Here is a 26213-nt window from a genome sequence, read left to right as displayed (position 1 = left end):
TTATTAAAGGAAGAATGAGCGCAGGATGGTGGCGGCAACAATCAGGAAGATGCACGCGCCGAACCACGAGGCGGCTGTCTTGCTGGTGTCGGGGTCGCCCGATGAAAACTTGCCGTACACTTTTACGCCCCCGATAAGCCCGACGACTGCACCGATGGCGTATATCAGTTTAGTTCCGGGGTCGAAATAAGAACTCACCATAGAGGTGGCTTCGTTGATGCCCGCGATGCCGTTTCCCTGCGCGAAAGCGGAGGCGGTTGCGGCGATGACAAGTGCCGCGGAGAGGATTGCTTTTCTGTTTTTCAAGATGTTCTTGTTCATAAACTGTTCTTGTTTTTTGCCGTCAAAAGGGTGGATGGTCCTTTGTCGGGCGGTTGATACTTTGTTTCTTTACTTTGGTTTTAGTGGATGCCCGTTTGTTTCCACGGACGTGGGCGTGTCCGTTGCGGATGGGGATGCGCCTTGCGTTTCCTCGCCGCGTGGGTTGATGTCATTCTTTCATGTTCATTTCTTTTATTGTTGTCATACATAGTTGCGAATGTCGAACTCCTCGATGTTGTCCGGCACGACGAACTCCTTTTCAGATTTCTTCAGCCGAATCTCGATAAGCCCCTTGATGCGGATGCCTATCTCCGAAGAGCCTTCCATCATTTTCTCGTACAACTCCGTGCCCTCCATGTCGGTGAACACCTTAGCCGCCTTTTCACGTTCCGCCTGTGTCGCGTCCGGGTTTTTGGCGGTCTTGCAGGCGTCGTCAATCTCGTCAAAGCTGCTGCCCGAAGCCCGTGGCGTGTCCGAGGCGTCCTCTTCCGGTTCGTCGTCCCCGTATCCCAGTTCCTCCGGCGGTATGCTCGTGAAGGTCTCATCGAGTTTTTCCTCCGGGACTTGTGCCGGGCGGGATGCGTTTCCCGTTTTTCCGTCGTCAAAAGTAGCCTCTTCCTCCGACAGCTCAATGCCTTTTTCAATAGTGGCGGCTTCTTGCGTCGGTATGGCAGCGGTTGTCCGGGTGGATGCCATCCTGAAACGGCTCTTGCCGATGATGTCCGCCTTTTCCGCAGGGACTTCCTCGTGTGCCGCTATGCGTTTAGCCTCATTCCCGTCCAGTGACCGCCATAATCCGACAATGCCCTTGAAGAAGCGGACAATCCGCGTGTCCATGATGCGCTCGTAAAGGAGCAGGAACAGGAACCAGAGGTTGCAGCCGACCGATACCGCCAGCAGAATGTCTGTCATGCTGATTGTGTAATTCATATCCTTCCGTTTTTGGTTAGAATACTGAATTGTAATTTCGGGCATAAAGGCTCTTTATCGCATCTTCGCACTGGTTGAAGTGGTGCGTCAGCACATGGTCGATGTAAGCGGACAGCGTAAGCCGGTCATGCCCGATTACACGGGTGATACGCATGATACGCTCGTGGTACTCCGGGCGCACATACGCCATCTTCCCCTCACGTGCCTTTACTTCCGGGTCGCGGATGAACAGGCGTTCATAGTCCTTCTCACTGCATTTGCCGCTTACCGGGACAGGCGACAGTATTTCCACACTCGCCTGCACTTGGGTAAACATACCTCCGCAGTCTTGCTGTGGTCTTTTTTCATTCGGTGTCATTTCTTTTTCCATTTTCAAATCAGATCTTCACGTTGTTTCTTGTACAGTTCGTTGATTCTCTCCTTGTGCTGTTCCAGATGCTGGCGCAGCACGGTATCCACATATCCGCCTACTGAGATTTCCCCTCCGGCGATGTCGTTCACGATTCTGAGGATCTTGCCGTGGACGTCACGGCTGATATAGACACATTGGCGGGTCTTTATCTCGTTGCGGCGCAGGAATAGCTCGTTGTAGTCCTCGTCCTGCCTTTTCCGGCGTCCACTTTCCCTCTGCGCTTTTTCCCGTGTTACGGGTTGCACAGGAGATGGTTCCGGTGCGGCGGTGTCCTCTTCGGTCGGTGCAGCTGCGGGTACTTCCTGTGCGGGGCGCAGTGTCCCGTCCTGTGTGCGCCGCCCGATGGAGGCTAACAGCAGTTCCTCGTCGATGCCTTCCGTGTTCACTTTCCTGCTGCCCATGCTCACTGCGGTCTGATGATGTCGCTTATCTCTTCGGAAAACTCCCGGATGCCACTCCCTTTCAGCAGTGCCGTGTCCATCGGGAAGATGGTGGAGCGGAAAACGCTCTTGCGCTCTTCCGAAAGGTCACGGCGGAACTTCTTGCTGTCGGGCAAGCGGGTGGAAAGTACCGGAAAGCCCATTTCGGCTATCACTTCCTCGTAGATGCCGTACAAGTCGTTCCTCTCCCTGCCGTCCACCATCGTCCAGAACAGATGCAGCCCCTTTGTTTTCGCCTGTCCGGTAGTCATCAGCCTGTCGCGGAACATCGTGACGAATTTCAGGGTACTCTCCACGACAAAGCGGTCGGCACTCAGCGGAGTGAAAATGTAGTCCATCTGCGAGAGCGTCTTTATCACGCCGTTGCTTCGGAGTGTGCCGGGCATGTCGAAGAACACCACGTCGGGTTTCACGTCCTCAGTGGCAATCATCCTCTCGGCATCGTCGAGGGCGTTCACCGCATTGCTTTTGACGATGGTGTAGGCGTTCTTTTTGATCCGGCGGAAATGGTCGCAAGCGAGAGCCTTGAAGTAGGTGCTGCTGTCGATAAGCCCCATTTCGTGTTCGCGCAGCCCGTGGATGCTGTGCTGCGGGTCGTCGCAGTCCACGACGGCGACATTGTAGCCTTTCACGTTGTGCAGGTAGCTGGCGGCAAGTGCCGTGACAGTGGATTTGCCGATGCCACCTTTCTGTGTTGCGAATGCAACGAAGATTTCCTTACTCATAGTTCCATTTATTTTAATTGTTGATGATTTGTTTTTCTGTTTCCATACGGATTTGGCTGTCGCACCATCCGCTTCCGTGACTACACACGCAGGCGGGTCGTCGCGTATCCGGTTCTGTGGTGAAGCGGTGCGTCGGACAAATGGTGATTGACGACATTGCGTCATGAAGTCATTGAATCCATACGTCACCGAATTGTCGGAGAACCGGGTTTCCGACGGTTCGGGTATCCGTTTCGGCAAGTATCCGAAGAAGCGGATTTCCGGGTATTTGAATGTTCCGTTTATCATATCTTCAAATCGTTCGTTTCTTGAATCATGCTGCAAATAAACAAGTATATTTTGGAACCTGTATCACTTCTCCGGCAAGTGGCGGCACGTTGCGCCGGTTGGCAGTCATTGACCGGGTCAAGCATCTGTCCGATACCGCTTTAAGGGCGTAACTTTGCACCCGGACAGCAGGGTTCGCCGATGACGCGCGGCCCGGAGTCCTGAAAGGTATTTTCCCAATCCGTCCCCTGACGGATTTTTATGTTCACCTGAACATAGCAAGATGTCTTTTCAGCCGCTCAAAATATTTTGAGCAGCCACGAAAAGCACTTGCCCTTGCAGGGGGCGGGCTTTCCCTCCGAAGTCGGGAAGCCTTTCAGAACTGCGGTGCTGTAATCCGAAGCGGCGGCTTATGCCGTCAATCCGCTAAATCCAAAGTAATATGAAAGAGAAAAGGAAAAGCAAATCAGGGAGAAATCCCAAACTTGATCCGGCGGTGTACCGGTACACCGTCCGTTTCAACGAGGAGGAACACAACCGTTTCCTCGCCATGTTCGGAAAATCGGGTGTCTATGCACGGTCTGTTTTCCTCAAAGCGCACTTCTTCGGGCAACCGTTCAAGGTGCTGAAGGTGGACAAGACGTTGGTGGACTATTACACCAAACTGTCGGATTTTCATGCACAATTCCGTGCCGTGGGTACGAATTACAACCAAGTCGTGAAGGAACTGAGGCTGCATTTTTCAGAGAAAAAGGCGATGGCGTTGCTCTACAAATTAGAGCAACACACCGTCGAACTCGTGAAACTGAGCCGCCGGATTGTGGAACTTTCAAGGGAAATGGAGGCAAAATGGTCGCAAAAATCAGTGTAGGAAGTTCGTTGTACGGCGCGATTGCCTACAACGGGGAGAAGATTAACGAGGCGCAGGGGCGGCTTCTCACCACCAACCGCATCTACAATGACGGTTCGGGAACGGTGGACATAGGCAAGGCGATGGAGGGTTTTCTCACCTTCCTGCCACCGCAGATGAAGATCGAGAAGCCGGTGGTGCATATCTCTCTCAACCCGCACCCGGAGGATGTGCTGACCGATATTGAGTTGCAGAATATCGCCCGCGAGTATCTGGAAAAACTCGGTTTCGGAAACCAGCCTTATCTTGTATTCAAGCACGAGGACATCGACCGCCACCACCTGCACATCGTGACGGTCAACGTGGACGAGAACGGGAAAAGGCTCAACCGGGATTTTCTCTACCGCCGCAGCGACCGTATCCGCAGGGAACTGGAACAGAAGTACGGATTGCATCCGGCAGAACGTAAAAATCAGAGATTGGATAATCCGTTGCGCAAGGTGGCCGCATCGGCAGGTGATGTGAAGAAGCAGGTAGGCAACACCGTGAAGGCTCTGAATGGGCAGTACCGTTTCCAGACGATGGGCGAATACCGTGCGCTCCTTTCCTTATATAATATGACGGTGGAGGAAGCGAGGGGCAACGTGCGCGGACGGGAGTATCACGGGCTGGTCTATTCCGTCACGGACGACAAGGGTAACAAGGTGGGCAACCCGTTCAAATCCTCGCTTTTCGGGAAGTCCGCAGGCTATGAAGCCGTACAGAAGAAGTTTGTCCGTTCCAAATCGGAAATCAAGGATAGGAAACTGGCAGACATGACGAAACGCACCGTCCTTTCCGTGCTGCAAGGCACTTATGACAAGGACAAATTTGTATCCCAACTCAAAGAGAAGGGCATCGACACCGTACTGCGCTACACAGAGGAAGGGCGCATCTATGGGGCTACCTTCATCGACCACCGCACGGGATGCGTGCTGAACGGTTCGCGCATGGGTAAGGAGCTTTCGGCGAATGCCTTGCAGGAACACTTCACCCTGCCATACGCCGGACAACCGCCGATACCGCTATCCATCCCTGTGGATGCTGCGGACAAGGCACACGGGCAGACCGCCTACGACAGTGAAGATATATCGGGCGGTATGGGCTTGCTCACTCCCGAAGGTCCGGCGGTAGATGCCGAGGAAGAGGCTTTCATCCGGGCGATGAAGCGCAAAAAGAAGAAAAAACGCAAGGGCTTGGGTATGTAATCAGAGTATCAACAATTAAAAAATCAATGTATGTCACAACAAGAAGACGATTTGAGGGCATTGGCGAAAATCATGGATTTTCTGCGTGCCGTGAGTATCATTTTAGTGGTCATGAACGTGTACTGGTTCTGCTACGAAGCCATCCGGCTGTGGGGCGTGAACATCGGCGTGGTGGACAAAATCCTTCTGAACTTCGACCGCACGGCGGGGCTGTTCCATTCCATTCTCTACACGAAGCTGTTTTCCGTCCTTTTGCTTGCCTTGTCCTGTCTGGGTACGAAGGGTGTCAAGGGTGAGAAAATCACTTGGGGGAGAATCTGGACAGCATTTGCCGTCGGGTTCGTGCTGTTTTTCCTGAACTGGTGGTTGCTGCCCCTGCCGCTGCCGCTTGAAGCGGTGACGGGACTGTATGTCCTTACCATTGGAACGGGCTATGTCTGCCTGTTGATGGGTGGTCTGTGGATGAGCCGCCTGTTGAAACACAATTTGATGGAGGATGTTTTCAACAACGAGAACGAGAGTTTCATGCAGGAAACGAGGCTTATCGAAAGCGAGTATTCGGTCAATCTGCCGACACGTTTCTATTACAGGAAACGCTGGAACAACGGTTGGATCAATGTAGTTAATCCCTTCCGTGCGTCCATCGTGTTGGGTACGCCGGGCAGCGGCAAGTCCTATGCCGTGGTAAACAATTTTATCAAGCAACAGATTGAAAAGGGCTTTAGTCAATACATCTACGATTTCAAGTATCCCGACCTATCTACTATTGCCTACAACCATTTGCTGAACCACCCGGACGGCTACAAGGTAAAGCCGAAGTTCTATGTGATCAACTTCGACGACCCGCGACGCTCTCATCGGTGCAATCCCATTCACCCGGATTTTATGGAAGATATTACGGATGCCTATGAGAGTGCCTACACAATAATGCTCAACCTCAATAAAACGTGGGTGCAAAAGCAGGGCGACTTCTTCGTGGAGTCACCTATCATTCTGTTTGCCAGTATTATCTGGTATCTCAAAATCTATCAGAACGGGAAGTTTTGCACGTTTCCCCATGCTATCGAGTTTCTGAACCGCCGTTACGAGGATATATTTCCGATACTGACCTCTTATCCGGAGCTGGAGAACTACCTTTCGCCGTTCATGGATGCGTGGCTTGGAGGGGCTGCGGAGCAGCTCATGGGTCAGATAGCGTCGGCAAAAATCCCGCTTTCGAGGATGATTTCACCGCAGCTCTACTGGGTGATGTCAGACAGCGAGTTTACGCTGGACATCAACAATCCCGAAGAGCCGAAAATCCTCTGCGTGGGTAACAATCCCGACCGTCAGAATATCTACGGTGCGGCACTCGGTCTGTATAATTCCCGTATCGTGAAGCTCATCAACAAGAAGGGGATGCTGAAGTCATCGGTCATCATCGACGAGTTGCCCACAATATACTTCAAAGGGTTGGACAATCTTATAGCTACCGCCCGAAGCAACAAGGTTGCCGTGTGTCTGGGCTTTCAGGATTTCAGCCAGTTAGTGCGTGACTACGGGGACAAAGAGGCGAAAGTGGTGATGAACACTGTCGGCAATATTTTCTCCGGTCAGGTGGTGGGGGAAACAGCCAAGACGCTCTCCGAGCGGTTCGGTAAGGTGTTGCAGAAACGGCAGTCCATCTCCATCAACCGGCAGGATGTTTCCACCTCCATCAACACGCAGATGGACGCGCTCATTCCACCGAGTAAGATTTCCGGGCTTACGCAGGGAATGTTTGTCGGTTCTGTATCCGACAACTTCAACGAGCGTATCGAGCAGAAGATTTTTCATTGCGAGATTGTGGTGGATGCCGAAAAGGTGAAACGGGAAGAAAGTGCCTACAAGAAAATTCCCGTCATTACAAACTTCACGGACGAGGACGGCAACGACCGCATGAAGGAAACGGTGCAGGCGAACTACCGGCGCATCAAGGAAGAGGTGAAGCAGATTGTGCAGGAGGAACTGGAGCGTATCAAAAACGATCCGGTGCTGTGTAAACTGCTACCAGATAATGAGACTGTCTAACAAGTCCCCAAAATTGAAAATTATCCCTATCGAAGTTTGAAGTGACCCCCAAAAGTTGGATACAATTTTTTTGGGGGGCACTTCAGTTCTGACGGGTAAAATCGTAAAATTCGGACTTGTTAGACAAATACTTACGCGGTTTCAACCTCAGGTACTGAATCTATCGAATTGACAAATTTAACCAATTGCGGATCTGAATCTTTTTGTATGAGGTTTCGGAGACTCTTTTTCAATTCATAAGCATCATCCCCTGCTGTATTTATTAAATCCATATAAAAATCTTTGTTTTGCAGAATCAATGAACGGCATGCCCCATCGGAAATTACAGGTTTCACTATTTTATCAATAACGTCTCCAGCTTGACTTTTCAAATTACCATGCGATCTAAGCCATGTTTCGAAAAATTGAAACTTTATTGCATTGATAGTCTTTTTACCGATGCAGAAATCATTTCTTATATCGGTAACTGTCGATTTAATTTTTCGTTTATCCAATCTTTCAACTATATTCTTGAAACAATTAGGGAAAGGATTCAAACTTTGAGTTCCAGAAGCAATATCCATCAGAATCTTTTTGCCAAATTCAGTCAAGTTATCTGGCAAGGATTTGATTTTAGCCAGTAAATGTTTTATTGCGACAAACCAATAATATGATGTATGTGCTGTTCTTTGGGCGTATAATGTATCAACACTTATTTCAGACAACGCTTCGAACGCTATTTTATTGATATGATCGGTCAGGACATTGCTTATTTTAGTGGTCAAATCGTAAAAAGATGCGTCAGGAATTACATCTTTAATATTGTTCTTAGTGATATACTTATCCAAATCGGTATTCCACTCTGCTAAATGCTCGATAAATACCTCATCCGTTACACCTATTCTGTTCTTAATATCTTCAAATTGGGGCAATATGTCTGAGAGCAATAATTTATAGCCAAGTTTATGATTTACCATGTATTGTAGTGTTTCATTTAATAGCGGTATATTCCATCCCACACTATTTACTAATAAGTCTCCATGATCCACATAATAGTCCATGAGTTCTGCAACATATTTTATATCTCCACCCTCTATTAAGGAAACGGAATGACCATGTGCCAATTGCATGGCGACTAAATCGTAATATCCAGACTCTTTAATGTTTCGGCCATCAGTTTCTAATTCAGAATGCAACTGATTTATGTAGGTTGAATCTAACGTTACAGGTAAAGGTCTTTCTTCGTCAGATGCCAATAAACGATAGGTTGTAAATATAGCCCCTATATTATCTTTATTTACATTCTGTTCATCAATGCAATTCGTGATCGCTTGCAAAAGCGTTGGAAACGTATAGGTAGAATTATCTTTTAACGTTTTTACAATATCTGCATGGTCGAAATTATCGGGTAGTAAGTTTGCCAAATAATTATCGAGCGCCTCCGAATTTGTTGCTACTTGATAATATTTATATGCTTTAGTTGTCGCGTTATCCCGATAGGCAGCATCTGTTGCATTTGCAGCTTGAATATAATCGATAAATGTATTTGGCTTGACTGTTTTTGCTTCAATCAATGACGTAAAATCGCACGCCAACTTATTTTGCGCAATAAACCTGTCTATTGCATCTAACGTTTTGAAATAGTCGCCGCCATTGAAGTCATTGAACCGAACTATCTTCTTATATAATTGAGCAATCACATGGTTTTGGCTTTCCGTGTCTAAATGCAACAGCAGTTCTTGGTATTCGACAGGGAACACCTGCTTCTCTATGGATTCTTTTAATTTCAATTGTGCTATTCTTTGCCATACACGCAGAATAACATCGCTCTTTCGAGTTAATTTATGCAAACAATGTATAATCTTATCGATAAGCGCATTGTCCATACATTGTATAACTTCTTCTAATACAGTGTCAAATTGTTTATTAGTCTCTGCATATTGATTTATGTCGTGGTCTTCTTCTCCGTTGATGCAGCCTTCAATATATTTTTTCAATGGAATTTGTCGAGCATCTTCAACATCGACACCATATACCAAAGCTGCAATTTCGCGTTGTGTTTGCAGATCATTGTTAATTATTGTTTGAATGCCATTCAGATAGTCGCCGGACAATATTTGTTCTACTGGATTTGCCAGAATATCCGTCTTCTTCAAACAGAACAATGCTATGTTTATCATCAAAATTTCGTTACACCACTCTTGTTTAAGAGCGACCATCTCATTGATATATGATATAATTTCCCTAACATTGGCATTAGGATTTACCAATCTGAATATCCGATTTATAGTTTCTTTCGCTTCATTTTCTGTTTCTCCAAATGCTTCAACAAACAGTTTGTTGAATATACTTCGATAGTCGGTAATAACAGGAGGAGCAACACGATAAACAATAGGGAAAGTTTTATTGATAAAATACTTGGTCAGTTGTTTCGTTTGTTCGTCGGTCTCATCTCCGAATGCACAAGCTAAATGTGTTTCATCGAAAGGAATAACAGCCCAAACATTTTCAAAACCGCTATCGGCGAAGAACGTATGGATAGAAGACCATAATTCTTTTACTTTTTCAGCGGGGAGACGATCCATGTTGTCAAAAACAAGGACTAATTTACGTTGTCCTTTTTCCTTGATAAAATCAGAAATGTCTTGCATCCATGTTTTGAACTCGTAAACCGTTGGTTCGTCTTCGCTCAAAGTCTCATAGCAAACGTCCTTTTCGACTTTATCTTGATAAATAGCTAACATATAACTCCATCCATATTTATGATCTTTGCTATATGCCCATTTCCAAACGCACAATGCAATAAGAACTGGCAGTGCAGCTATGATAATAGACAATAAAGAAAACCACCATGTTGTGGGTGTAGGTTTTACTGCATACGCAATAAATGTAAATATCGGAGTTAAAACTGCAACCAAAAATGCCGCAACCATACCATTACTGATAAGGGGATATTTTTCGGTTACGGTCTCCGTTTTACGGGCTAATAAATATTTCAGCTTTTCAGACCATGATACGGTTTTCGTACCTCCACCTTTGACTTTTATTGTTGCATTTCCAGATAGGATACCATCATCAATAAGTTTGCTTGTAAGCAATTCCAATATAGAGCGGCGTTGCAAGTCCTCTTGATGTCCCCATGCGTCATACTCAAAAAAGTAATAGTCGTCTGATAATTCACGTTCCAACATTTTAACCACGTTGGATTTTCCAGATCCCCAAATACCTTCGATGCCGATAATTCGAGGTAAAGTACATTCCTCATCCAATGAATCATTCTGACAAAAATGGCGAGCAATAGTTTTTGCCAACCTTTCTTGCGAACCTCCATCGAATTTGTCAATACCACACGGTTTATTTTGGATAAACCGCGGATATTGCTGTTTGGATTGTAGTTTTGTTTCCATATACGTAATTTATTGATTATACGAACTCCAAATAATTCTCCCGATTTACCACATGAAACTCGGCATAGGGATAGGCTTCTTGGAAGGCTTTCGGTGCGGCCGGCATTTTATTTCCCCACTTGAACTCCAAGGCGGTAAGACTGTCGGCACTCTCCTCAATCAGGTCGATTTCCTGTTTGTCGTAGGTGCGCCAGAAATAGAACTCCCTGTGCAGTCCCTCATTGAAGTTCGCTTTGCGCCGCTCTCCGATGATGTAGTTCTCCCACAGCGCACCGACATCCTGCCGAATGGCCAGCGGTGAGAAAGCCCCGATAATGGCATTGCGAATGCCGTTGTCGTAGAAGTACCACTTGCCAGCTTTTGTAACCTCCTTGCGTAGGTTACGCGAATAAGCCCCCAGACGATAGATAACGAAGACCTTTTCCAATAGGTCGAGGTATTTTTCAACGGTCGTCTTGCTCATGCCGAGTTGTTTACCTAACTCTTCGTAAGAAACTTCGCTGCCCAACTGAAAAGCTATCAATCGCAGTAGATCGCGCATCTTGCTCGAATTTTTTAAGCCGTCAATTGCTAAGATATCTTTAAGCAGGTATGCACCGACAATATCACGTAGGTAGTCTGTTTTACGTTCATAGTTCTCCATCATTACTACTTCGGGATAGGAACCGTAAATCAAGCGCGCTTCGAGGTTCTGGCGGGTTTCAAGTGCCGTTTCCGTCTGTGCGATTTCCCGTTGCGAGAATGGTGTAAGGAGAAATTGCGTACTGCGGCCGACCAACGGTTCACCAGTCTTATTCAGCAAATCGAATGACGAAGAACCACTTGCCAAGACACTTATTCCCGGTATTTCATCAACTATCAACTTCAGAATACTACCGATTTGTGGTATGTTCTGTGCCTCATCAATAGCCAGCAAATCAATACCATCCAATAAATGCCGATAATTGGCTATTGAGCGATTCTCCAATAGTGCTAATGTGTCGTAGTCTTCGCCGTTGAGCATCATCGTCCTACCTGAATAGTTGTCCACAATTTTACGCATCATTACCGTTTTACCAACACGGCGAGCACCAAAAATCAGTACTGCTTTATTGGGCGCGATTCGTGCTGTAATCTTCTCTTGAAGTATTCTATTTACTGTTTCCATACCTTATAAAATATAATGCAAAGATAATCATATTTTTTTAATTGGCGAATTTTACAAAAAAAACGGGCTATTAAATGGCGATTTTTACAACCACAATCTTATGGAAGTTGTTTCATTGTTTTTAGTAATGATATATGTTCATACTATGATGACTCAATAATTTACCAGACATACGTTTCTGAAATTTGTCCTTATAGGAATGAAAAACTCACATATATTGTGCTAATTAATATATAATTAAATGAAAATAAAAAGACAGGATACGAGTATTCCTGTCTTCTCATATGTAATGGATATTTTTTTATTTTCTCATCCGCTCCAACTCCTCATCACGCAACATTCTCTCGTTCAGTTTTTCCTGCATCCTGTCAATGAAATAGGTGCGGCTTTCGTTCTTCCGGCGTTTGATATCAGTGTAGAAGCGGTAGCAGTCTTTAGAATCAACCCCGAATATCTTATAGAGAAGTGGGGCGAGCTGTTTGAGCGGCATATTGCCGTTGTTGATGCAGCCCATCACGTCTATGCCGTAGATAAGTTCCACGAGGTCGATGGCATTGCCCGTCCATTGAAGAAGGCTGGCGGTGGTTTCTGTTGCGTTGTTGGCGGATATTAGTGGTGGCACTTGGGGCGTGGCAAGGAATTTCTGCATCTTTCTTACGAAAGACAGAGCCTTGCTGACGTAGGCGGCAATCTCTCTTTTTTCTTCTGACAGATTACGTACGGGATGGTGCTGCAACTCGATTTCGATGTAGGCAAGCGCGATGACGGTAAGGTTCATGTCCATGCCGCCGTTGCACAGTTCGATCACTTGGGTGGCGAAAGCCGTGTATGCCGTTTCCATATTGCAGTCGCCGGCTTCGTTTATCAGGCGGAAAAAGTCGGTTTCCGCCAGCAAGAAATAATTCATGGTTCTGTCAATTTTGAAAATTACACTTTGTTTTCTGCGTGCGCACATGAATATAATTGGCAAAAAACGCGGCAGAAAATAAAAAATCCAACACTCAATTTTACAAAGTGCTGGATTTCAGAGGTATAAAATTCAGTATTTTTTCACAAGGACAAATTATCTCCGACTTAAATTGTTTGTAATCGGAACATTTATTCTATTCCTGAAAATAGAAATGTATGCTTGCCGCACATTTTGGCTATCTTGCTTTTTTATCAAGGATATAGATAATGCGACATACACCGTTGGGATAGCTTTTCAAAGAGGAAAGCGTCCAGTGTTGCTCTGGCAGAGCCGACTTAAAAAAATGTCGTCCGCTTCCGGATATGAAAGGAACGGTGTATAGTATGATTTCATCCACAGCGTGCATCCGCAGCAGTCCGTTTATATAGTCTGCCGTGTCCGGTGTGGCTTCCGCGAGGTAACGGATGTTTGTGCAGTCTTTTCTCCATTCGTGCAGCATTGAAATGGAATAGTCCGGTGTCACACGGTAAAAGGCTTTCTTCCTGATTTCATCAAGACCGCAACGGTCAAGGCACAAATCCTGATGTGCTTTATCATATAACTCTGAAGAAAGACATCCGTCCATCGTCAGTACGGCGAGAATCTGAACTTTACCCATAATCGTTTCCTTTCGTTAGGCAAGGGTAAAAAAGTAGCGTGCAATTCACACTACCTTCAAGCGATGGCTCTGGTAAAGCCTTTACGGAGAGTACGTGAATGCACGCTATGCGTAAGCATAGCATAAGCATCACGCAATCGTCTCCGTAGTTCCAATTTACCAGATTTTCGCTTGAAACGCCTTGCGGTCTTATCCTATATGTTGGCGGCGAAAAGCTCCTGCCAATCGCCGTTTTTCTCAAATGTTATGCAAAGATAGCCAAATTCAGTGAATTACGGGCTATGATTGCTTGAATTTATATTTAAGTCCATACTCTTCAAGTTTGCTGTATAGTGTTGTCCTGCCTATGCCGAGCAGTTCTGCGGCGACACTCCGGTTGCCGTTTGCCTGTTTCAACGCACGCAATATCCGCTCCTTATCCTCCGCGTCATTGCGCAAGGCGAAGCTGACAGTAGAGGTCGGTTTCGTCACGGCAAGTTCCAGATGCTCTTTCATGACAACACCTTCCTGCGCCTGCAATACAGCACCCATAACTTTCTGCCGAAGTTCCCGCACGTTGCCCGGCCATGCGTGTGTCAGCAACGCTTTACGTGCTTCGGAACTGAACCCGCTCACGCTACACTCCAGCTCTCTGTTTGCCATATCACGGAAGAACTCTGCCAGCGGCATAATGTCTTCTTGACAGTCACGCAACGGAGGAACGGTTATCCCGAAGTCGTGCAGGCGGTACAGAAGATCCTGCCGAAAACGCTTTTCATTCACCGATACCTCCAAATCTTCATTGGTAGCAGCGATGATGCGGACATTGAAATTCCGGTCTGCCTTGTCTCCGACCGGGCGATACCGCCTCTCCTGTATGGCACGGAGCAACATCTGTTGGGTTTCCAACGCGAGGTTTCCTACCTCGTCCAGAAACAACGTGCCGCCTTCCGCCTCATGGAAATATCCTTTCTTGGCATTGTCCGCACCTGTAAATGCACCTTTGACGTGTCCGAAGAAAGCCGACGGTGCAAGCTCTTTGGAGAGTGAACCGCAGTCCACCGCCACAAATGGCTTGCCTGCACGTTTGCTCTTGTCATGCAACAGGTGGGCAATATGCTCCTTGCCCGTGCCGTTCTCACCAAATATCATCACGCTCATATCGGTGGCGGCTACCAGCCTTATGCGGTGCATGATTTTCTGAAAGGCGGAACCTTCACGGGCGAATATAGGCATACGGCGTTGTCCTGCCTGACGTTCTTTCAGTATGGAACGGATCAGGGGGACAAGTTTATCCTCCACAAGCTGTTTGGGAATATAGTCTATCGAGCCGAGTTTCATGCTTTCCACGGCGGTATTAACTTCGGCGTAGTCGGTCATAATGATGAAGGGCTGCATCTTTCCCTCCTTTCGCATCCAGCACAAAAGGTCTATGCCACTGCCGTCAGGCAGACGCAGGTCGGCAACCACGATATCATTATCTGTTGCCTGTTGCAGATGTTTCTTCGCGGTTGAGAGGTGGTAAGCCTTCATATTGCGGTAGCCCTCCCGTGACAGCATATTGCAGACATATTCGCAATACACGATGTTGTCTTCCACCACAATTATTTTTGTCTTATTCATCTTCGTATTTTCTCCTTTCCTCTTCTGCCAACCGTATTATTTCCACTCCCTTATCCAGCACGGCAGTCACGGCATGGCTTAACGCTTCACCATCCGGGAGAGCATCGCCACGAAGCAATCCGTAAAGTACATTCAGCGGTTGGTCGGCACGGAGCACCTCCCACGAACTGCGCAGGTGGTGGATCAGGGAATCCAGCTTTTGCAGGTCTTTTTCTTTTGCTGCATCCCGTACCGCCTGCATTTCCTTTTCTGTTTCAGTTATCAACTTTTCCAGCATGACGGCTTCATTGCCATAGGACAATAAGGCGGAAAAGTCCGGTTTCCCGTCCGGTGTCGCTTTTATGGCACACCTGTCGGAAACCTCCATCAGTTCCGATATGGAGAACGGTTTGAACAGGCATCCGGCAAAGCCTTTTGCCAATAGTTCCCCTTTGTTACAACTGCCCGAAGCGGTTGCCACAACCACCGGGATTGTTGGTGAATTGCCCACGTTGGACGAACGCAACAGTTCCAGCAATTCGAAACCGTTTATATCGGGCATATTCAAGTCTGTCAGCAACAGGCTGTATTCTTTCTGGCGTATCATTTCCATCAGTGCCGCAGCATCGGTGCAAGTGTCGCAGTGTATTCCTTCTTGGGAATACATCTCTTTCAGCATCAGAAGTAATACCTCATCATTGTCAATGGCGACAACATCATGGAATTTATTGTTATGATAAACAGGTGTATTGCTTGTATATCCAAGCTGTTCTTCAGCTTCCTGCATAGAAATTTCAACTGTGAAACGACTGCCTTTCCCTTTCTTGCTGTCTAAACGGATTGTTCCGCCAAGCATCGACACAATATTACGCATTATGGCAAGCCCAAGCCCGAAACCCTCCTTTGCGGCGGCATTTGATAGACGTTCAAACGCACCGAACGCTTGTTTCTGTTCCTCTTCTGTCATGCCTGTACCTGTATCTTCAACGACCAGTGTCAGAACTCCATTATCATATTCAGTAATCAAAGAAACACCGCCTTCTTCTGTGAACTTGACAGCGTTTGACAGCAGGTTATTCCCGATTTGTATTATTCGCTCTTTGTCGGTCAATACAATGGCATCGTGTCCAGTCTTCACGGACAAGGACAGCCCTTTGTTCACGGCAACAGGCATGAACTCCGTTTCAAGTGTGTGCGTGATTGCTGAAATCCGGCAGGGTGACAGACGGGGCTGTTCCTTGCCGTTGTCCAGGCGGAAGAAGTCAAGCAAAGTGTTAAGCATATCCCGCATACGGTCGGAGGATTGCAGTATGTTTTGGATATACTGCCCGGACTTATCCTCACACTGTTCTTTCCGTATCAGTCCGGCATAGCCTGTTATTGCTGTCAGCGGTGTGCGCAGTTCATGGGTGATAGTATGTACCGCCTTCTTCCTTGACGTTATCAGTGCCTCGTTCCGTTGTACGGATTGTTCCAGTTGCCTTATCAAATCAGTTGTCTTGTGCTTGTATTGTTTAATGCTTTTTGCATCACGATGTATGATGATGTAGGAAATTAACAACAATAGAAGAACGAATCCCATTAAACCGCCTACTTGCATAAATGACTTTTCACGCATGGCAACTATTTCGTTTTCCCGGCTTTGCAGTTCGGTTTGTACCTTTTCTTCTATTTGGCAAATCAATTCTTGCAGTTGTCTGTTAAGTTCTGCATTACGAGCTGCAAGGCTGTCGGCTTGTTCCGACAATTGGCGATCCTGCACTTTCTGTTCGCTGATTACGTTTCTATTGACCGAATGAAGGATAGTGGTTGATACTGCTGGAGTTACTTCCTTTTTTTTGCCGAATATGCCTAAGAAACCTTTTCGTTTTGGCTTTTTGGACTGTTCCTGCACACTTTTCTGTACAATAACCGGAATTTGATTGGCTATCTTCTTGTTAATAGATTGTTGTTCATCCATTAACCGGACTATCTGGAACATCTGTCGTTCCTTATCCTCTAAAAGACTGCGCACACTATCGATGCGCTCTGCTGGATAGGTGGCCTTGAAACGGCAGAGCATACTGTCCATTGCCATACGCCGTGCATGGTAATGCTCGATATCTTTATCGTTCCATTCCAGTATTGTTTCACCCAATAGAGAAAATTTTATCATTTGAATATTGATATTGTTTATTTCTTTTCGGAGCTCGTCTATTTTTTTATTGCCAAGTTCTAATGCTTCTATCTCCTGCCATTCATAGAGGCTATTATATGCCATACATCCGATAAGAATGGAGATAAGTATATATCCCAACCGTATTGCCTTATAGAAATTTCCTGACCGCTCCATTATTTTAATGACATTGATTTTTGGAACATGAATAAAAGTTTATCTTTTTCGTTCATGCGGATATTATCAGAATAACCGTCTTTTGTTATTTGATACCCACATGGCTTAACCATAAAAATGCCTAAGCCCTTAGTGTACGAACTTACTTCTGAGGCATAGTCTTTACTTGTATTTAATGGAACTTTCCCTTTAATATGACACCACTCATTATTACAACTGATGTCTTCAATCTCAGACATCAGTTTTTGCAAATCTGTAATAGCTTTGGAACTCGCTACTTGGGGTATCTGCAACTCAAAACAGAGCATCGGTTCGAGAATGTCCACACCTGACTGTTGCAAAGCCAGCCTGAAGACATAAGGGGTCAGCTGTCTGAAATCAGCAGGTGTACTTACCGGGCTATAATACTCGGCTTGAGTAAAAGTTACTTTCAGATCTGTCACTTCCCATCCATGTAAACCAGATTGGCAAGACATACGAATCCCTTCAAAAACGGCATTTTGAAAAGAATGGTTCAGATAACCATAGGAGATGTCACTTTCGATTTGCAACCCTGCCCCTAACGGTAAGGGTTCAAGAGTCAGCCCTATTGTGGCCCAGTAAGGGTTGGGTGGTACTTCGATCTGAATAATCTTATTGACCTTTTTTATAGGTCGTTCTTTGTAGATAGTCTTGATCTCATCAAAATGGACCTTTACGGAAAATCGTTCTTCCAGCAATGTCTGTATGATTTCCTTTTGGGTCAAACCATATAACGAGATTTCCAATTCATCACTATATGAGTTTATGGAAAAGGACAAAGACGGGTCTTCAATCCACAATGTATTCAGAGCGGATATCACCTTGCTTCTCTCTTCGGGCTTATTTGGCCGGACGGAGGATTTGAGAGCGGGATGCTGATGAGATAATCCTTGAATCAAACAAGGTTTAGCACCTAAATAATCTCCGATTCGAAAATCTTCTATATCTTCTACAATCGCGATATCATTGGCACCCACTTCATCAACATTTATCTCTCTGCCCTGATAAATAGTCTTTAGATTTTTAATCTTGATGAATTTTTCCGAATCGTTGATTCTTACAACGTCTCGAAGTCTCAGACTTCCGTCAATTATTTTAAGAAAACTTCTTTTATGCCCTTTGGGGTCATGCTCTATCTTATAGAGATAAGCTGAAAGTCTGTTTGAGACTGATGCCGGAGGAAGTATAAAAGAAGAAATGGCGTCCAACAACTCATTGATACCGATATTGAACATTGCTGATCCATGTAGCACCGGATAGACTTTGGCTTTTGCCACAAGAGCGATTATCGTATTCCAATAATCAGCCGGTGAAATTTCGCTATCCGCCAAATATCGTTCTAATATATCGTCGTCATGGTTGCATACAAATTCTTTGTATTCTTCCTTTATATATGTTTGGGAGCAAACCGGATAAACCGATCCATCGACAACAGTTTGCATAAACAGGACATCTTGCGACAGATTTGTTTTTATATCCATATACAAACGCTCCAAATTCACACCGGCACGGTCAATCTTATTGATAAATATAATTGTCGGGATTTGCAGCTTTTGTAAAGTACTGAACAGCAACTTTGTCTGCGCTTGTATGCCTTCCTTTGCGGATAAGATGAGGACTGCTCCATCAAGCATTTTGAATGTCCGCTCCACTTCCGCAATAAAATCCATGTGTCCCGGAGTGTCAATGATATTGCATTTCACTCCATTCCAGATAATAGATGTCGTAGAAGCCCGGACAGTAATTCCTCTACGTTTCTCTATATCCATAGAGTCCGTTATGGTGTCACCATTATCCACACGGCCGCACTTTTCCGTTGCTCCACTGGCAAACAGCAGATTCTCGGTTACGGAAGTTTTTCCTGCATCAATGTGAGCAAGAATTCCTAAATTTATAATATTCATTTGGATTAAGCAATAATATACTACAGTAGATGCATTGTCGAAACGCACCTTTTAATACCTCCTCGTAGCATATGAGAACTACAGGATTACTAACTCGTATTAATATGTATATTATTACTGCCGCATAACGATTACAAAATTACACAAAAAAATATATCTAACAAAAGTGGGAGGATTTTTTAACTTTTTACCATAGACATTTTATTAGGGAAGCGTAGGTTCAACTGGCAAGTACAAATAAGTAGAAATGTTTGAACAACACCGTTTTAGGAAGTTGAAAAATCAAGTTTCTCTCTCGGTATAGCGTTTATTTTGGCCAATATCTTCTTTAGTTTAGCATTTGTGTATTTCCCATTCGTGTTCTATTTAGCTCCTTATTATGAGTATGTAGCAAGTTACTTATCAAATTCAGCCTCTTTGAGGGTCAAATATGGTTTTGCAAATGGTGACTGACAAGACATAAACAAGGTCAGCAGGAATTTTTTACATAAATGGACATGAATGTATATAACCTAAAATAAGAATAAATTTTAATAAGGGCTGCCCAAAAAGAAAAAAATGCAGTTGCCATCCTATAGATACTTGCAGAAAGGATAAAATTTACTTTTAGACCTTTTGGGATAGCCCTTATTAATACTTCAGATAAAATTCCTTAGGTTATATTTTCAATCCTTTGGACCGGGTTTCCTCCTTGGCATACAGTCCCGGACGCCCGATTATGACATGGTTGGCAACGATACTATCCGCCGGACTGCGTATCTGCGGCGGTGCATTTTCGGGATATTGCGCCTGCCTGTTCCTCACATCTTCCGCTTCCGGCTTGAGCTGTTGCCCTTCATTCTCCTTTTCTGCGACTTCGGGCGTGGGTGGCGCAAGCTCCAGCTGAATTTTTCGGTCAAGGGCGGCAAGTTCGGACTTCAACTGCTTCAGCTCGTCCTCCTTCTTCCACACCTTACCCGCTATCTCCTGTAACTGCGGTATCTCCATCTCCAGCACCTCGTTCTTCGCCTTGTACTGGTCGATGATGGAGGGTATCCTCTCCATCGCGTTGAGGAAGTTGCGGGCGGCGGCCAACGGGTCAGCCATCGCCAGATGCCCGTTGTTGTAGGTGTACTTGTAGTTCCCCTCGACCACGAAGCGGTTGTCGGTGAACTCCAATCCCTCTTTGAGTATCCTTTCGCTCACCACCTTTATCGGAAAACCGTAAAGTTCACCGACCTGCGTGTACAACCCTCCGGTCGTGGCATTCTTGGCTATCTCCTGCAAACGCTTTCCGATGACCTTCTCATCGGCGGAATCCACTCCGTCCACCTTTATTATATTAAGGCGGTTGCCCTCCTTGTCGGTCTGCACCACCGACAGGAAGCGGTTCCAGTCCTCCGTCATGGCATCTATGAAAGCCGTGTTGTTGCGCAACTCGCCGGTCTTTGACTCCAGCTTGAACTCCGAATCACGCTTGCCCTTGTTGAACGACTTGCGTTCCCCTTCGAGCGATGCGATCCGCTTTTCCAGTTTCGCCTTGTCCAACAGGTCGGTATTGCCGGAGAGCAACGCCATGTATTCCGAGAAATTCATGCCCGATTTTTCGTCCATTGCCCCCTCGTCGATGGTACGCGCACCCATCGCACCGCTTTTGAGCTGGCTTATGAAAGTCTGCTTGCAGTGCAGGAGGTTGAACTTGTAGCTGTCCAGTGACTTCTCCACCGCGTAGATGATTACATCCACGTTGTTCCCGGCGAAATGTTTGGCAATCTCATTACCTGCCCTAACTCCGCGTCCGTCACGCTGTTGCAAGTCGGACGGTCGCCACGGCGTATCGAGATGATGGATAGCCACACACCGTTTCTGGGCGTTCACACCCGTTCCGAGCATAGAGGTAGAGCCGAACAGCACACGCACCGTCCCGGCGTTCATGGCGTCTATCACCGCCTTCCGCGCCTTGTCGGTCTTGCACTCCTGAATGAAGCGCACCTCGCTTGGCGGTATACCGTAGTCCTCCGTCAGTTTGCGCTTGATTTCCGAATAGACGTTCCACCCGTCGCCCGGCTGGTATGTCCCCAAATCAGAGAAAACGAACTGCGTGCCTTTCTGGGCGTCGTATTTTTGATAATACTCCGCGATCATCTTGGCACAGTGACTCGCTTTGTTGTCGGGATGATCTTCGTAATTCGGGTCTATCATGCGCATGTCGAGTGCCATTTTCCGGGCATAGTCCGTGGCGATGAGCATCTTCGCCTTTTCTTCCGTTTCCGAAAGCGGCAGCCTGCCCAACAAGGTGGCATCGCCCGTCTTGGCGAACTGCATCAGTTTCTGTATGAAGTCCTCCTGTTCCGGCGTGGGCGGTATATGGTGCAGTATCTCGTTCTTGGCAGGACGGTCAACGCCCACATCCTCCGCCGTGCGGTAGTCCGTGATTTCATTATAGAAGGCGGCAAGCTCCGGCACTTTGATGAAGTAGCGGAAACGCTCCTTCTGGACCACATTGTTCGTCACGTTAAATTCAAAATCCGTCGTCTTCTTGGCAAATATCGCCGCCCAAGCGTCGAAACACCTTATGTCCTGCCGTTCCAGCTCCTTCGGGCGCAGGTACTTGAACAGCAGGTACAATTCAGTCAGTGAGTTGCTGATAGTCGTGCCGGAGAGGAAGGTCGCACCCAAGTCTTTTCCTGTGCGCTCCTGTATGGTGCGTATGGCAAAGAGCATGTTAAGTGCCTTCTGGCTTCCCTCGCTGTTTCCCAATCCCGCCACACGGTCGTGGCGCGTGTTGAAAGTCAGATTCTTGAACTGGTGGCTCTCATCTATGAAGATGTGGTCGATGCCCATCTGCTTGAAATCCACCACGTCGTCCGTGCGTGACTTTATGGCGTGTTCCACCTTCTCCAGCTTCGCTTCAAGGTTGTGCTTGCGCTTCTCCAATCCTTTCAGCATCGCCCGCGACACGTTCTTTCCCTGCTGCCGTAGCACTTCGAGGTTTTCCTCCACCGTGTCAAGCTCTGCTTGCAGGATGCGCTGCTGCAATTCCGGCGACTGCGGTATCTTGCCGAACTGGTCGTGCGACATGATGACGCAATCGTAGTCGTTGTTCTTTATATTATTGAAGAAGCGCACACGGTTGGCGGTCGAAAAGTCCTTCTCCGAAGCGTACAGAATACGTGCGTTGGGATATGCCGCCTGATAGGTGGCTGCAATCTCCGCAACGTTGGCTTTCAGCCCGATAATCATCGGCTTGTGTGCCAAATTCAGACGCTTCATCTCATGCGCGGCGATGCACATTATCAGCGTCTTACCGGTTCCCACCTCGTGGTCGCAAATTCCGCCGCCGTTCTGTTTCAACATCCAGACGCAATCCATCTGTGAGGGATAGACGCTCTTGATACCCCGGCTTGCCAGCCCTTTCAGGTTGAGGTCGGGAAAGGTCTGATGGGAGCCGTCGTAGCGCGGGCGCACGAAACAGTTGAACTTGCGGTTATACATCGTCACAAGCCGCTCCTTGAACTGCGGCGACTGCTCTTCGAGCCATTCGGAGAAGCCGTTTCGTATCTCGTCAATCTTGGCGTTGGCGAGTTGTATTCCCTCGCTGTCGCGCATCTTGATGTCGTTGCCATGCTCGTCCTTGCCGATGGACTTCATCATGTCAGGGCAGGTGTTGTGCAGGGCGTGTTTTAGGAGGTGCATACCGTCATAGTTCCGGTAATACCCCTTCACCAGAAACTCGTCCGTGATTTTCATGGTGCGGTAGCCGCACACCACCGAAAACTCGTCCATGCTTGCGGAATAGGCGATTTTCACCTCCGTGTCGAACAGCCGGCTCATGTAGGCGGCATAGACACCCGTCGGAATCCAGCGTTCCCCGAAATTGAAGTCCAGATCCTCGAAGGCGATGCGCTGCGGCTCGGCATCTTTCAGAGCCTCCAACGCCTGCTTCACCTCCGGCATACGCTCATTTTCGGGATTGTCACCCATCCATGCCTCTATGCGTTCCGCTTTCTCTATGACATTTCCGGCGATGAAACGGTCTTTGATTTCGTAACCGGTCACGAGCGGATTGTAGTAGATGCGCCCTTGCAGGGCAGTGAGCAAATCCTCCGCCGTGCTGTCGGTTATCTCCCGCATATAGTCGAGATTGACCGTACCATATTTGTTGAGCGACGCAGACAGGGCTTCTTCGGGAGAGCCTACGTTGGCATGGCTCTCCACCGCGAAGGAAACAGGATGCTCGAAGATGTCCGCCTTGACGAACTTTCCGTTTTCCATCCGTTCCAGCGAAAGGATGTCGCGCCCGCCCGCATCCATCATCACTAACTTCACGTTCTGCTTGGCGTTGAGGTTGCCGTAGCGCATGACAAACTCATCGTAACAGGTATTCAGATGCTCTCGCCACGGAACATTTGCCTCGCGCCGGAGCGATTCATAACGGTACAGACGCTCGTAGGCGTCACGCAGCGACACATACAACAACGCCTTTTCCTTCTGGTATCCTTTCAGGTCGAGCGGCTGGAATGTCGCCCCGTATGGCGTGATGTCTTTCAGGTAGCCGATGTTATGACGCCCCCGGTCAGCCACCAGCGACCCTTCGCGCAGGTGCATCTCCGGCGTGCGGTGGTAGGCACGCGGAGAAAGGTCCACGACTTCCTCCTTCGGCTTTTCCGCTTCGATGTCGGGGAAAAGGAAAGTCCCCACCGCTTCCGATGGGGTATCTGTAACGGCAGGTGCGGCGACTGCCTCCGGCTGTGTTTCCTCCTGTCGTGGCTGCTCACGGGAAGTTTCCGGCACGGCTTTCACTTCCGTCTTTTCCGCCACTTGTTTCTCGTTATGCTGCCTTGCCAGTTCCCGAAGTTCTTTCCTACGCTCCGGCGTCAAACCCATCATCATTTCATAGAAACCGTTGATGGGAGGATTGGTATCCCAGTCCAGTGTGGCATAGATGTCGTCCGGGTCGGCAGGCTTGGCGGTGTTCTCCGCTTTCACCTCCTTATTCTCCATTGCGGGTTTTGCAGTTGGAGCTGTCGGTGTAACCGTGACTTTCGGTTTGGGCGGAGTGGACTTTGCCGTAACTGCCTTTTTCACCGTCTTTTTCTTTTTGGAGGTTTTCGGTTGGCTGACCTCTTCCGTCATCCCCCAGAGGTCAAGCAGGGTGAGCTGCACGCCTGCGGAATATTGCGGGCGCGGTTCTATCTCCGGCTTTTCATCTGCGGGTTGCGGCTTTTCTGTCGGAGTTTCCACCGTCTGCGCCGAGGATACTGTTTCCAATTTTATGGCAGGACGCTCTACTTTATTTTGAACGGCAACTTTTTCTTCCGTTCCTGCCTGCCGGATTGAACCCGAATACAAGCGCATGGCAAGCCTGTAATGGAAATCCTCGTCGAGCATACGGCGCAAATCCCCGGCGATGCCTGCTGCCTTGCCCTCGTGCAGATAAACCATAGCGGGCTTCCCGTAGGGGTCTGTGTCAAGTTTCGCCATCGTATGCACGATGCGTTCCGGGTGGTGGATGAAATAGGCGTTGTCGGTCAGGGCGGTTTTCGTGTCCGTCTGTATCACGGTCATCAGCCGCTCGTCCTGCGACATTTCCTTCTTGCTGAGGTTCTTTTGCAGGACAATCAGGTCACTGCCCACCTCCGTGCCCGCGTTGTCCGTGAACAGGTTGTTGGGCAGGCGTATCGCGGATACCAGATTGGCCTGACTGAACAGCTCGTTACGCACGGAGGTCTTGGTGCTATTCAATACCCCTTGCGAGGTGATGAACGCCACGATACCGCCGTCACGCACGGCATCCAGTCCTTTGAGAAAGAAATAGTTGTGGATGGTTTTCTGGGCGGAGCGTCTGCCGAAAGAGTCGCTCCGCTGAAACTCCGCGTCGAACACGGCAATGTCACCGAACGGAATGTTGGACACCGCCAAGTCGAAATAATTGTTGAACGGTCTTTCGATTTTCTCAAAACCGCAGGTGCGCATTTTCTGGTCGGGATAGAGATGCCTCAAGATTGTACCCGTGAGCAGATCCTTCTCGAAAGCCATCACATCCGCATTGGGGCTGTGCCGCAGCATGGAATCCACGAACACGCCGACACCTGCCGACGGTTCGAGCATACGGGCGGGGCGGACGCTGTAATCTGCCAGCACGTCCGCGATGGTGTCGGTTATCTCTTTGGGGGTGTAGAAAGCGGTCAGCACGGACGCTTTCAGCGAATCCACAAACCGCTTGTACTCTGTTTCGTCCTTGCTGTTCTCACGGATAAGCCTGTGCAGCTCCACCGTCGGGGCGAACAGTTCGAGGTCGGATTTCGCCCACCGGACGGCATCCGTCAGTTCCTTTGCAGGGTTGAGGATACATTTCAGACCGCCGAAACCGCAGTACCTTTGAAGTATGGCACGCTCTTCGGTTGTCGCTGTCCTATTTTCCCTGTCAAGGATGAATGCCGTCCGTATCGCCTCGATGTTGTCCCGCAGTTTCTGTTTGCGGTTAAACGCCATATTCGTCTAAGTAAAGGACGGTTGCTCCCGTCAGCTCCGTGTAGAGCAGGTCGTAATCGGAAGACAGGGCGAAATTGTCATCCGAGAGGTCATAGACGGAGAACACGTTGCCGACAAGCGGCAGCAGTTTCAGGACAAAGGCTTCACGCTTCTCTTCCGGCACTTCATCGGCAAACTCGTTTTCCACGACTTCGCGGAGGATGGCGTAACGGGAATAATGCAGCCCGCGCAGCAGCGTGTCCATCGCCAGTTCCTGCGCACCATCGGCGGGATAGCCTTCAAGCCGTGCCCTCTCATACGTTTCGGCGGCACGGTCGGCCCGTTCCCGTATGAAAGCGGTGTCGTCAGCCTGTTCAAACTTGTTCGTGCGGAGATAGTCCAGCAGGTACAGACCGTAATAGGAAAAGTCGGTCTGACCCTCGTTTTTCTTCTTGTTGTTCATTACTTTGGATTTAGCGGATTGATAATTAACGGGATAATCGGTTGGAAAAAGGAAGAAAAAGGCACTCGGTATCCCTCCGAGTGCCACCACTAAATCCAAAGTATGAGTGTAATCCGG

The 26213-nt window shown here is 47.8% G+C and carries 17 protein-coding genes; 3 read left to right on the top strand and 14 right to left on the bottom strand.

The window, feature by feature from the left end:
* Positions 1 to 3 precede the first annotated feature (3 nt).
* From BN8908_RS05640 to BN8908_RS05620, 5 genes are all read right to left on the bottom strand, one after another.
* The gene (locus BN8908_RS05640) at positions 4 to 321 is read right to left on the bottom strand and encodes a DUF4134 domain-containing protein (RefSeq protein WP_002560983.1); all 318 of its coding nucleotides are present in this window, start codon (positions 319 to 321) and stop codon (positions 4 to 6) included.
* A gap of 201 nt (positions 322 to 522) precedes the next feature.
* A complete protein-coding gene (locus BN8908_RS05635; protein ID WP_004304280.1) occupies positions 523 to 1251 on the bottom strand; it encodes a hypothetical protein in 729 nt (242 codons plus the stop codon).
* A gap of 16 nt (positions 1252 to 1267) precedes the next feature.
* Positions 1268 to 1621, bottom strand: a complete 354-nt coding sequence (locus tag BN8908_RS05630) for a DUF3408 domain-containing protein (RefSeq protein WP_004291505.1) — start codon at positions 1619 to 1621, stop codon at positions 1268 to 1270.
* Between the two features lie 2 nt (positions 1622 to 1623).
* Entirely contained in the window at positions 1624 to 2064 is a 441-nt protein-coding gene (locus BN8908_RS05625; protein ID WP_004291503.1) for a DUF3408 domain-containing protein, read from the bottom strand.
* Positions 2065 to 2066: 2 nt separating this feature from the next.
* Positions 2067 to 3116, bottom strand: a complete 1050-nt coding sequence (locus BN8908_RS05620) for a ParA family protein (RefSeq protein WP_004291492.1) — start codon at positions 3114 to 3116, stop codon at positions 2067 to 2069.
* Positions 3117 to 3537: 421 nt separating this feature from the next.
* Here BN8908_RS05620 and mobA point away from each other — a divergent pair, with 421 nt between their 5' ends.
* From mobA to mobC, 3 genes are read left to right on the top strand one after another with little or no spacing between them, the layout of a single operon-like run.
* Entirely contained in the window at positions 3538 to 3966 is a 429-nt protein-coding gene (mobA, locus tag BN8908_RS05615; RefSeq protein ID WP_004291488.1) for a conjugal transfer protein MobA, read from the top strand.
* Positions 3945 to 5192: a conjugal transfer protein MobB gene (gene mobB / locus BN8908_RS05610; protein WP_004291483.1), complete on the top strand. Its 1248-nt coding sequence runs from the start codon at positions 3945 to 3947 to the stop codon at positions 5190 to 5192. Before mobA ends, mobB begins: the two co-directional genes overlap by 22 nt.
* Positions 5193 to 5222: 30 nt before the next feature.
* Entirely contained in the window at positions 5223 to 7241 is a 2019-nt protein-coding gene (gene mobC, locus BN8908_RS05605; RefSeq protein WP_004291482.1) for a conjugal transfer protein MobC, read from the top strand.
* 131 nt (positions 7242 to 7372) lie between these two features.
* Here mobC and BN8908_RS05600 read toward each other — a convergent pair whose 3' ends face one another.
* From BN8908_RS05600 to BN8908_RS05560, 9 genes are all read right to left on the bottom strand, one after another.
* Complete coding sequence (locus tag BN8908_RS05600; RefSeq protein ID WP_004291481.1) at positions 7373 to 10627, bottom strand: P-loop NTPase fold protein; 3255 nt, start codon at positions 10625 to 10627, stop codon at positions 7373 to 7375.
* A gap of 16 nt (positions 10628 to 10643) precedes the next feature.
* Positions 10644 to 11774, bottom strand: a complete 1131-nt coding sequence (locus BN8908_RS05595) for an ATP-binding protein (RefSeq protein ID WP_004291480.1) — start codon at positions 11772 to 11774, stop codon at positions 10644 to 10646.
* A 301-nt stretch (positions 11775 to 12075) separates the two neighbouring features.
* On the bottom strand, positions 12076 to 12681 hold the full coding sequence (locus tag BN8908_RS05590) for an RteC domain-containing protein (protein ID WP_004304269.1): 606 nt from the start codon (positions 12679 to 12681) through the stop codon (positions 12076 to 12078).
* A 238-nt stretch (positions 12682 to 12919) separates the two neighbouring features.
* Entirely contained in the window at positions 12920 to 13342 is a 423-nt protein-coding gene (locus BN8908_RS05585; RefSeq protein ID WP_004291474.1) for a dihydrofolate reductase family protein, read from the bottom strand.
* Between the two features lie 279 nt (positions 13343 to 13621).
* Positions 13622 to 14944: a sigma-54-dependent transcriptional regulator gene (locus BN8908_RS05580; protein ID WP_004291471.1), complete on the bottom strand. Its 1323-nt coding sequence runs from the start codon at positions 14942 to 14944 to the stop codon at positions 13622 to 13624.
* Positions 14937 to 17255, bottom strand: coding sequence for a hybrid sensor histidine kinase/response regulator (locus BN8908_RS05575; protein WP_004291467.1), 2319 nt, complete (start codon positions 17253 to 17255; stop codon positions 14937 to 14939). The genes BN8908_RS05580 and BN8908_RS05575 overlap by 8 nt, the downstream gene beginning before the upstream one ends.
* The gene (gene tet(Q) / locus BN8908_RS05570; RefSeq protein ID WP_004291466.1) at positions 17255 to 19180 is read right to left on the bottom strand and encodes a tetracycline resistance ribosomal protection protein Tet(Q); all 1926 of its coding nucleotides are present in this window, start codon (positions 19178 to 19180) and stop codon (positions 17255 to 17257) included. The genes BN8908_RS05575 and tet(Q) overlap by 1 nt, the downstream gene beginning before the upstream one ends.
* 657 nt (positions 19181 to 19837) lie before the next feature.
* On the bottom strand, positions 19838 to 25654 hold the full coding sequence (locus BN8908_RS05565) for an N-6 DNA methylase (protein WP_004291462.1): 5817 nt from the start codon (positions 25652 to 25654) through the stop codon (positions 19838 to 19840).
* A complete protein-coding gene (locus BN8908_RS05560) occupies positions 25644 to 26096 on the bottom strand; it encodes a DUF1896 domain-containing protein (RefSeq protein WP_004304266.1) in 453 nt (150 codons plus the stop codon). Before BN8908_RS05560 ends, BN8908_RS05565 begins: the two co-directional genes overlap by 11 nt.
* Positions 26097 to 26213: the final 117 nt, after the last annotated feature.

It is taken from the genome of Culturomica massiliensis, from assembly GCF_900091655.1.
Classification (GTDB): Bacteria; Bacteroidota; Bacteroidia; order Bacteroidales; family Marinifilaceae; genus Culturomica; species Culturomica massiliensis.
The sequence above is the reverse complement of the archived record's forward strand: the minus strand, read 5'-3'. Positions and strand labels throughout refer to the sequence as shown.

Excerpts from the sequence above, each read along its gene's own strand:
- BN8908_RS05640 (WP_002560983.1), bottom strand. The coding sequence starts at position 321 with ATGAACAAGAACATCTTGAAAAACAGAAAAGCAATCCTCTCCGCGGCA.
- BN8908_RS05635 (WP_004304280.1), bottom strand. The coding sequence starts at position 1,251 with ATGAATTACACAATCAGCATGACAGACATTCTGCTGGCGGTATCGGTC.
- BN8908_RS05630 (WP_004291505.1), bottom strand. The coding sequence starts at position 1,621 with ATGGAAAAAGAAATGACACCGAATGAAAAAAGACCACAGCAAGACTGC.
- BN8908_RS05625 (WP_004291503.1), bottom strand. The coding sequence starts at position 2,064 with ATGGGCAGCAGGAAAGTGAACACGGAAGGCATCGACGAGGAACTGCTG.
- BN8908_RS05620 (WP_004291492.1), bottom strand. The coding sequence starts at position 3,116 with ATGATAAACGGAACATTCAAATACCCGGAAATCCGCTTCTTCGGATAC.
- mobA (WP_004291488.1), top strand. The coding sequence starts at position 3,538 with ATGAAAGAGAAAAGGAAAAGCAAATCAGGGAGAAATCCCAAACTTGAT.
- mobB (WP_004291483.1), top strand. The coding sequence starts at position 3,945 with ATGGTCGCAAAAATCAGTGTAGGAAGTTCGTTGTACGGCGCGATTGCC.
- mobC (WP_004291482.1), top strand. The coding sequence starts at position 5,223 with ATGTCACAACAAGAAGACGATTTGAGGGCATTGGCGAAAATCATGGAT.
- BN8908_RS05600 (WP_004291481.1), bottom strand. The coding sequence starts at position 10,627 with ATGGAAACAAAACTACAATCCAAACAGCAATATCCGCGGTTTATCCAA.
- BN8908_RS05595 (WP_004291480.1), bottom strand. The coding sequence starts at position 11,774 with ATGGAAACAGTAAATAGAATACTTCAAGAGAAGATTACAGCACGAATC.
- BN8908_RS05590 (WP_004304269.1), bottom strand. The coding sequence starts at position 12,681 with ATGAATTATTTCTTGCTGGCGGAAACCGACTTTTTCCGCCTGATAAAC.
- BN8908_RS05585 (WP_004291474.1), bottom strand. The coding sequence starts at position 13,342 with ATGGGTAAAGTTCAGATTCTCGCCGTACTGACGATGGACGGATGTCTT.
- BN8908_RS05580 (WP_004291471.1), bottom strand. The coding sequence starts at position 14,944 with ATGAATAAGACAAAAATAATTGTGGTGGAAGACAACATCGTGTATTGC.
- BN8908_RS05575 (WP_004291467.1), bottom strand. The coding sequence starts at position 17,255 with ATGGAGCGGTCAGGAAATTTCTATAAGGCAATACGGTTGGGATATATA.
- BN8908_RS05565 (WP_004291462.1), bottom strand. The coding sequence starts at position 25,654 with ATGGCGTTTAACCGCAAACAGAAACTGCGGGACAACATCGAGGCGATA.
- BN8908_RS05560 (WP_004304266.1), bottom strand. The coding sequence starts at position 26,096 with ATGAACAACAAGAAGAAAAACGAGGGTCAGACCGACTTTTCCTATTAC.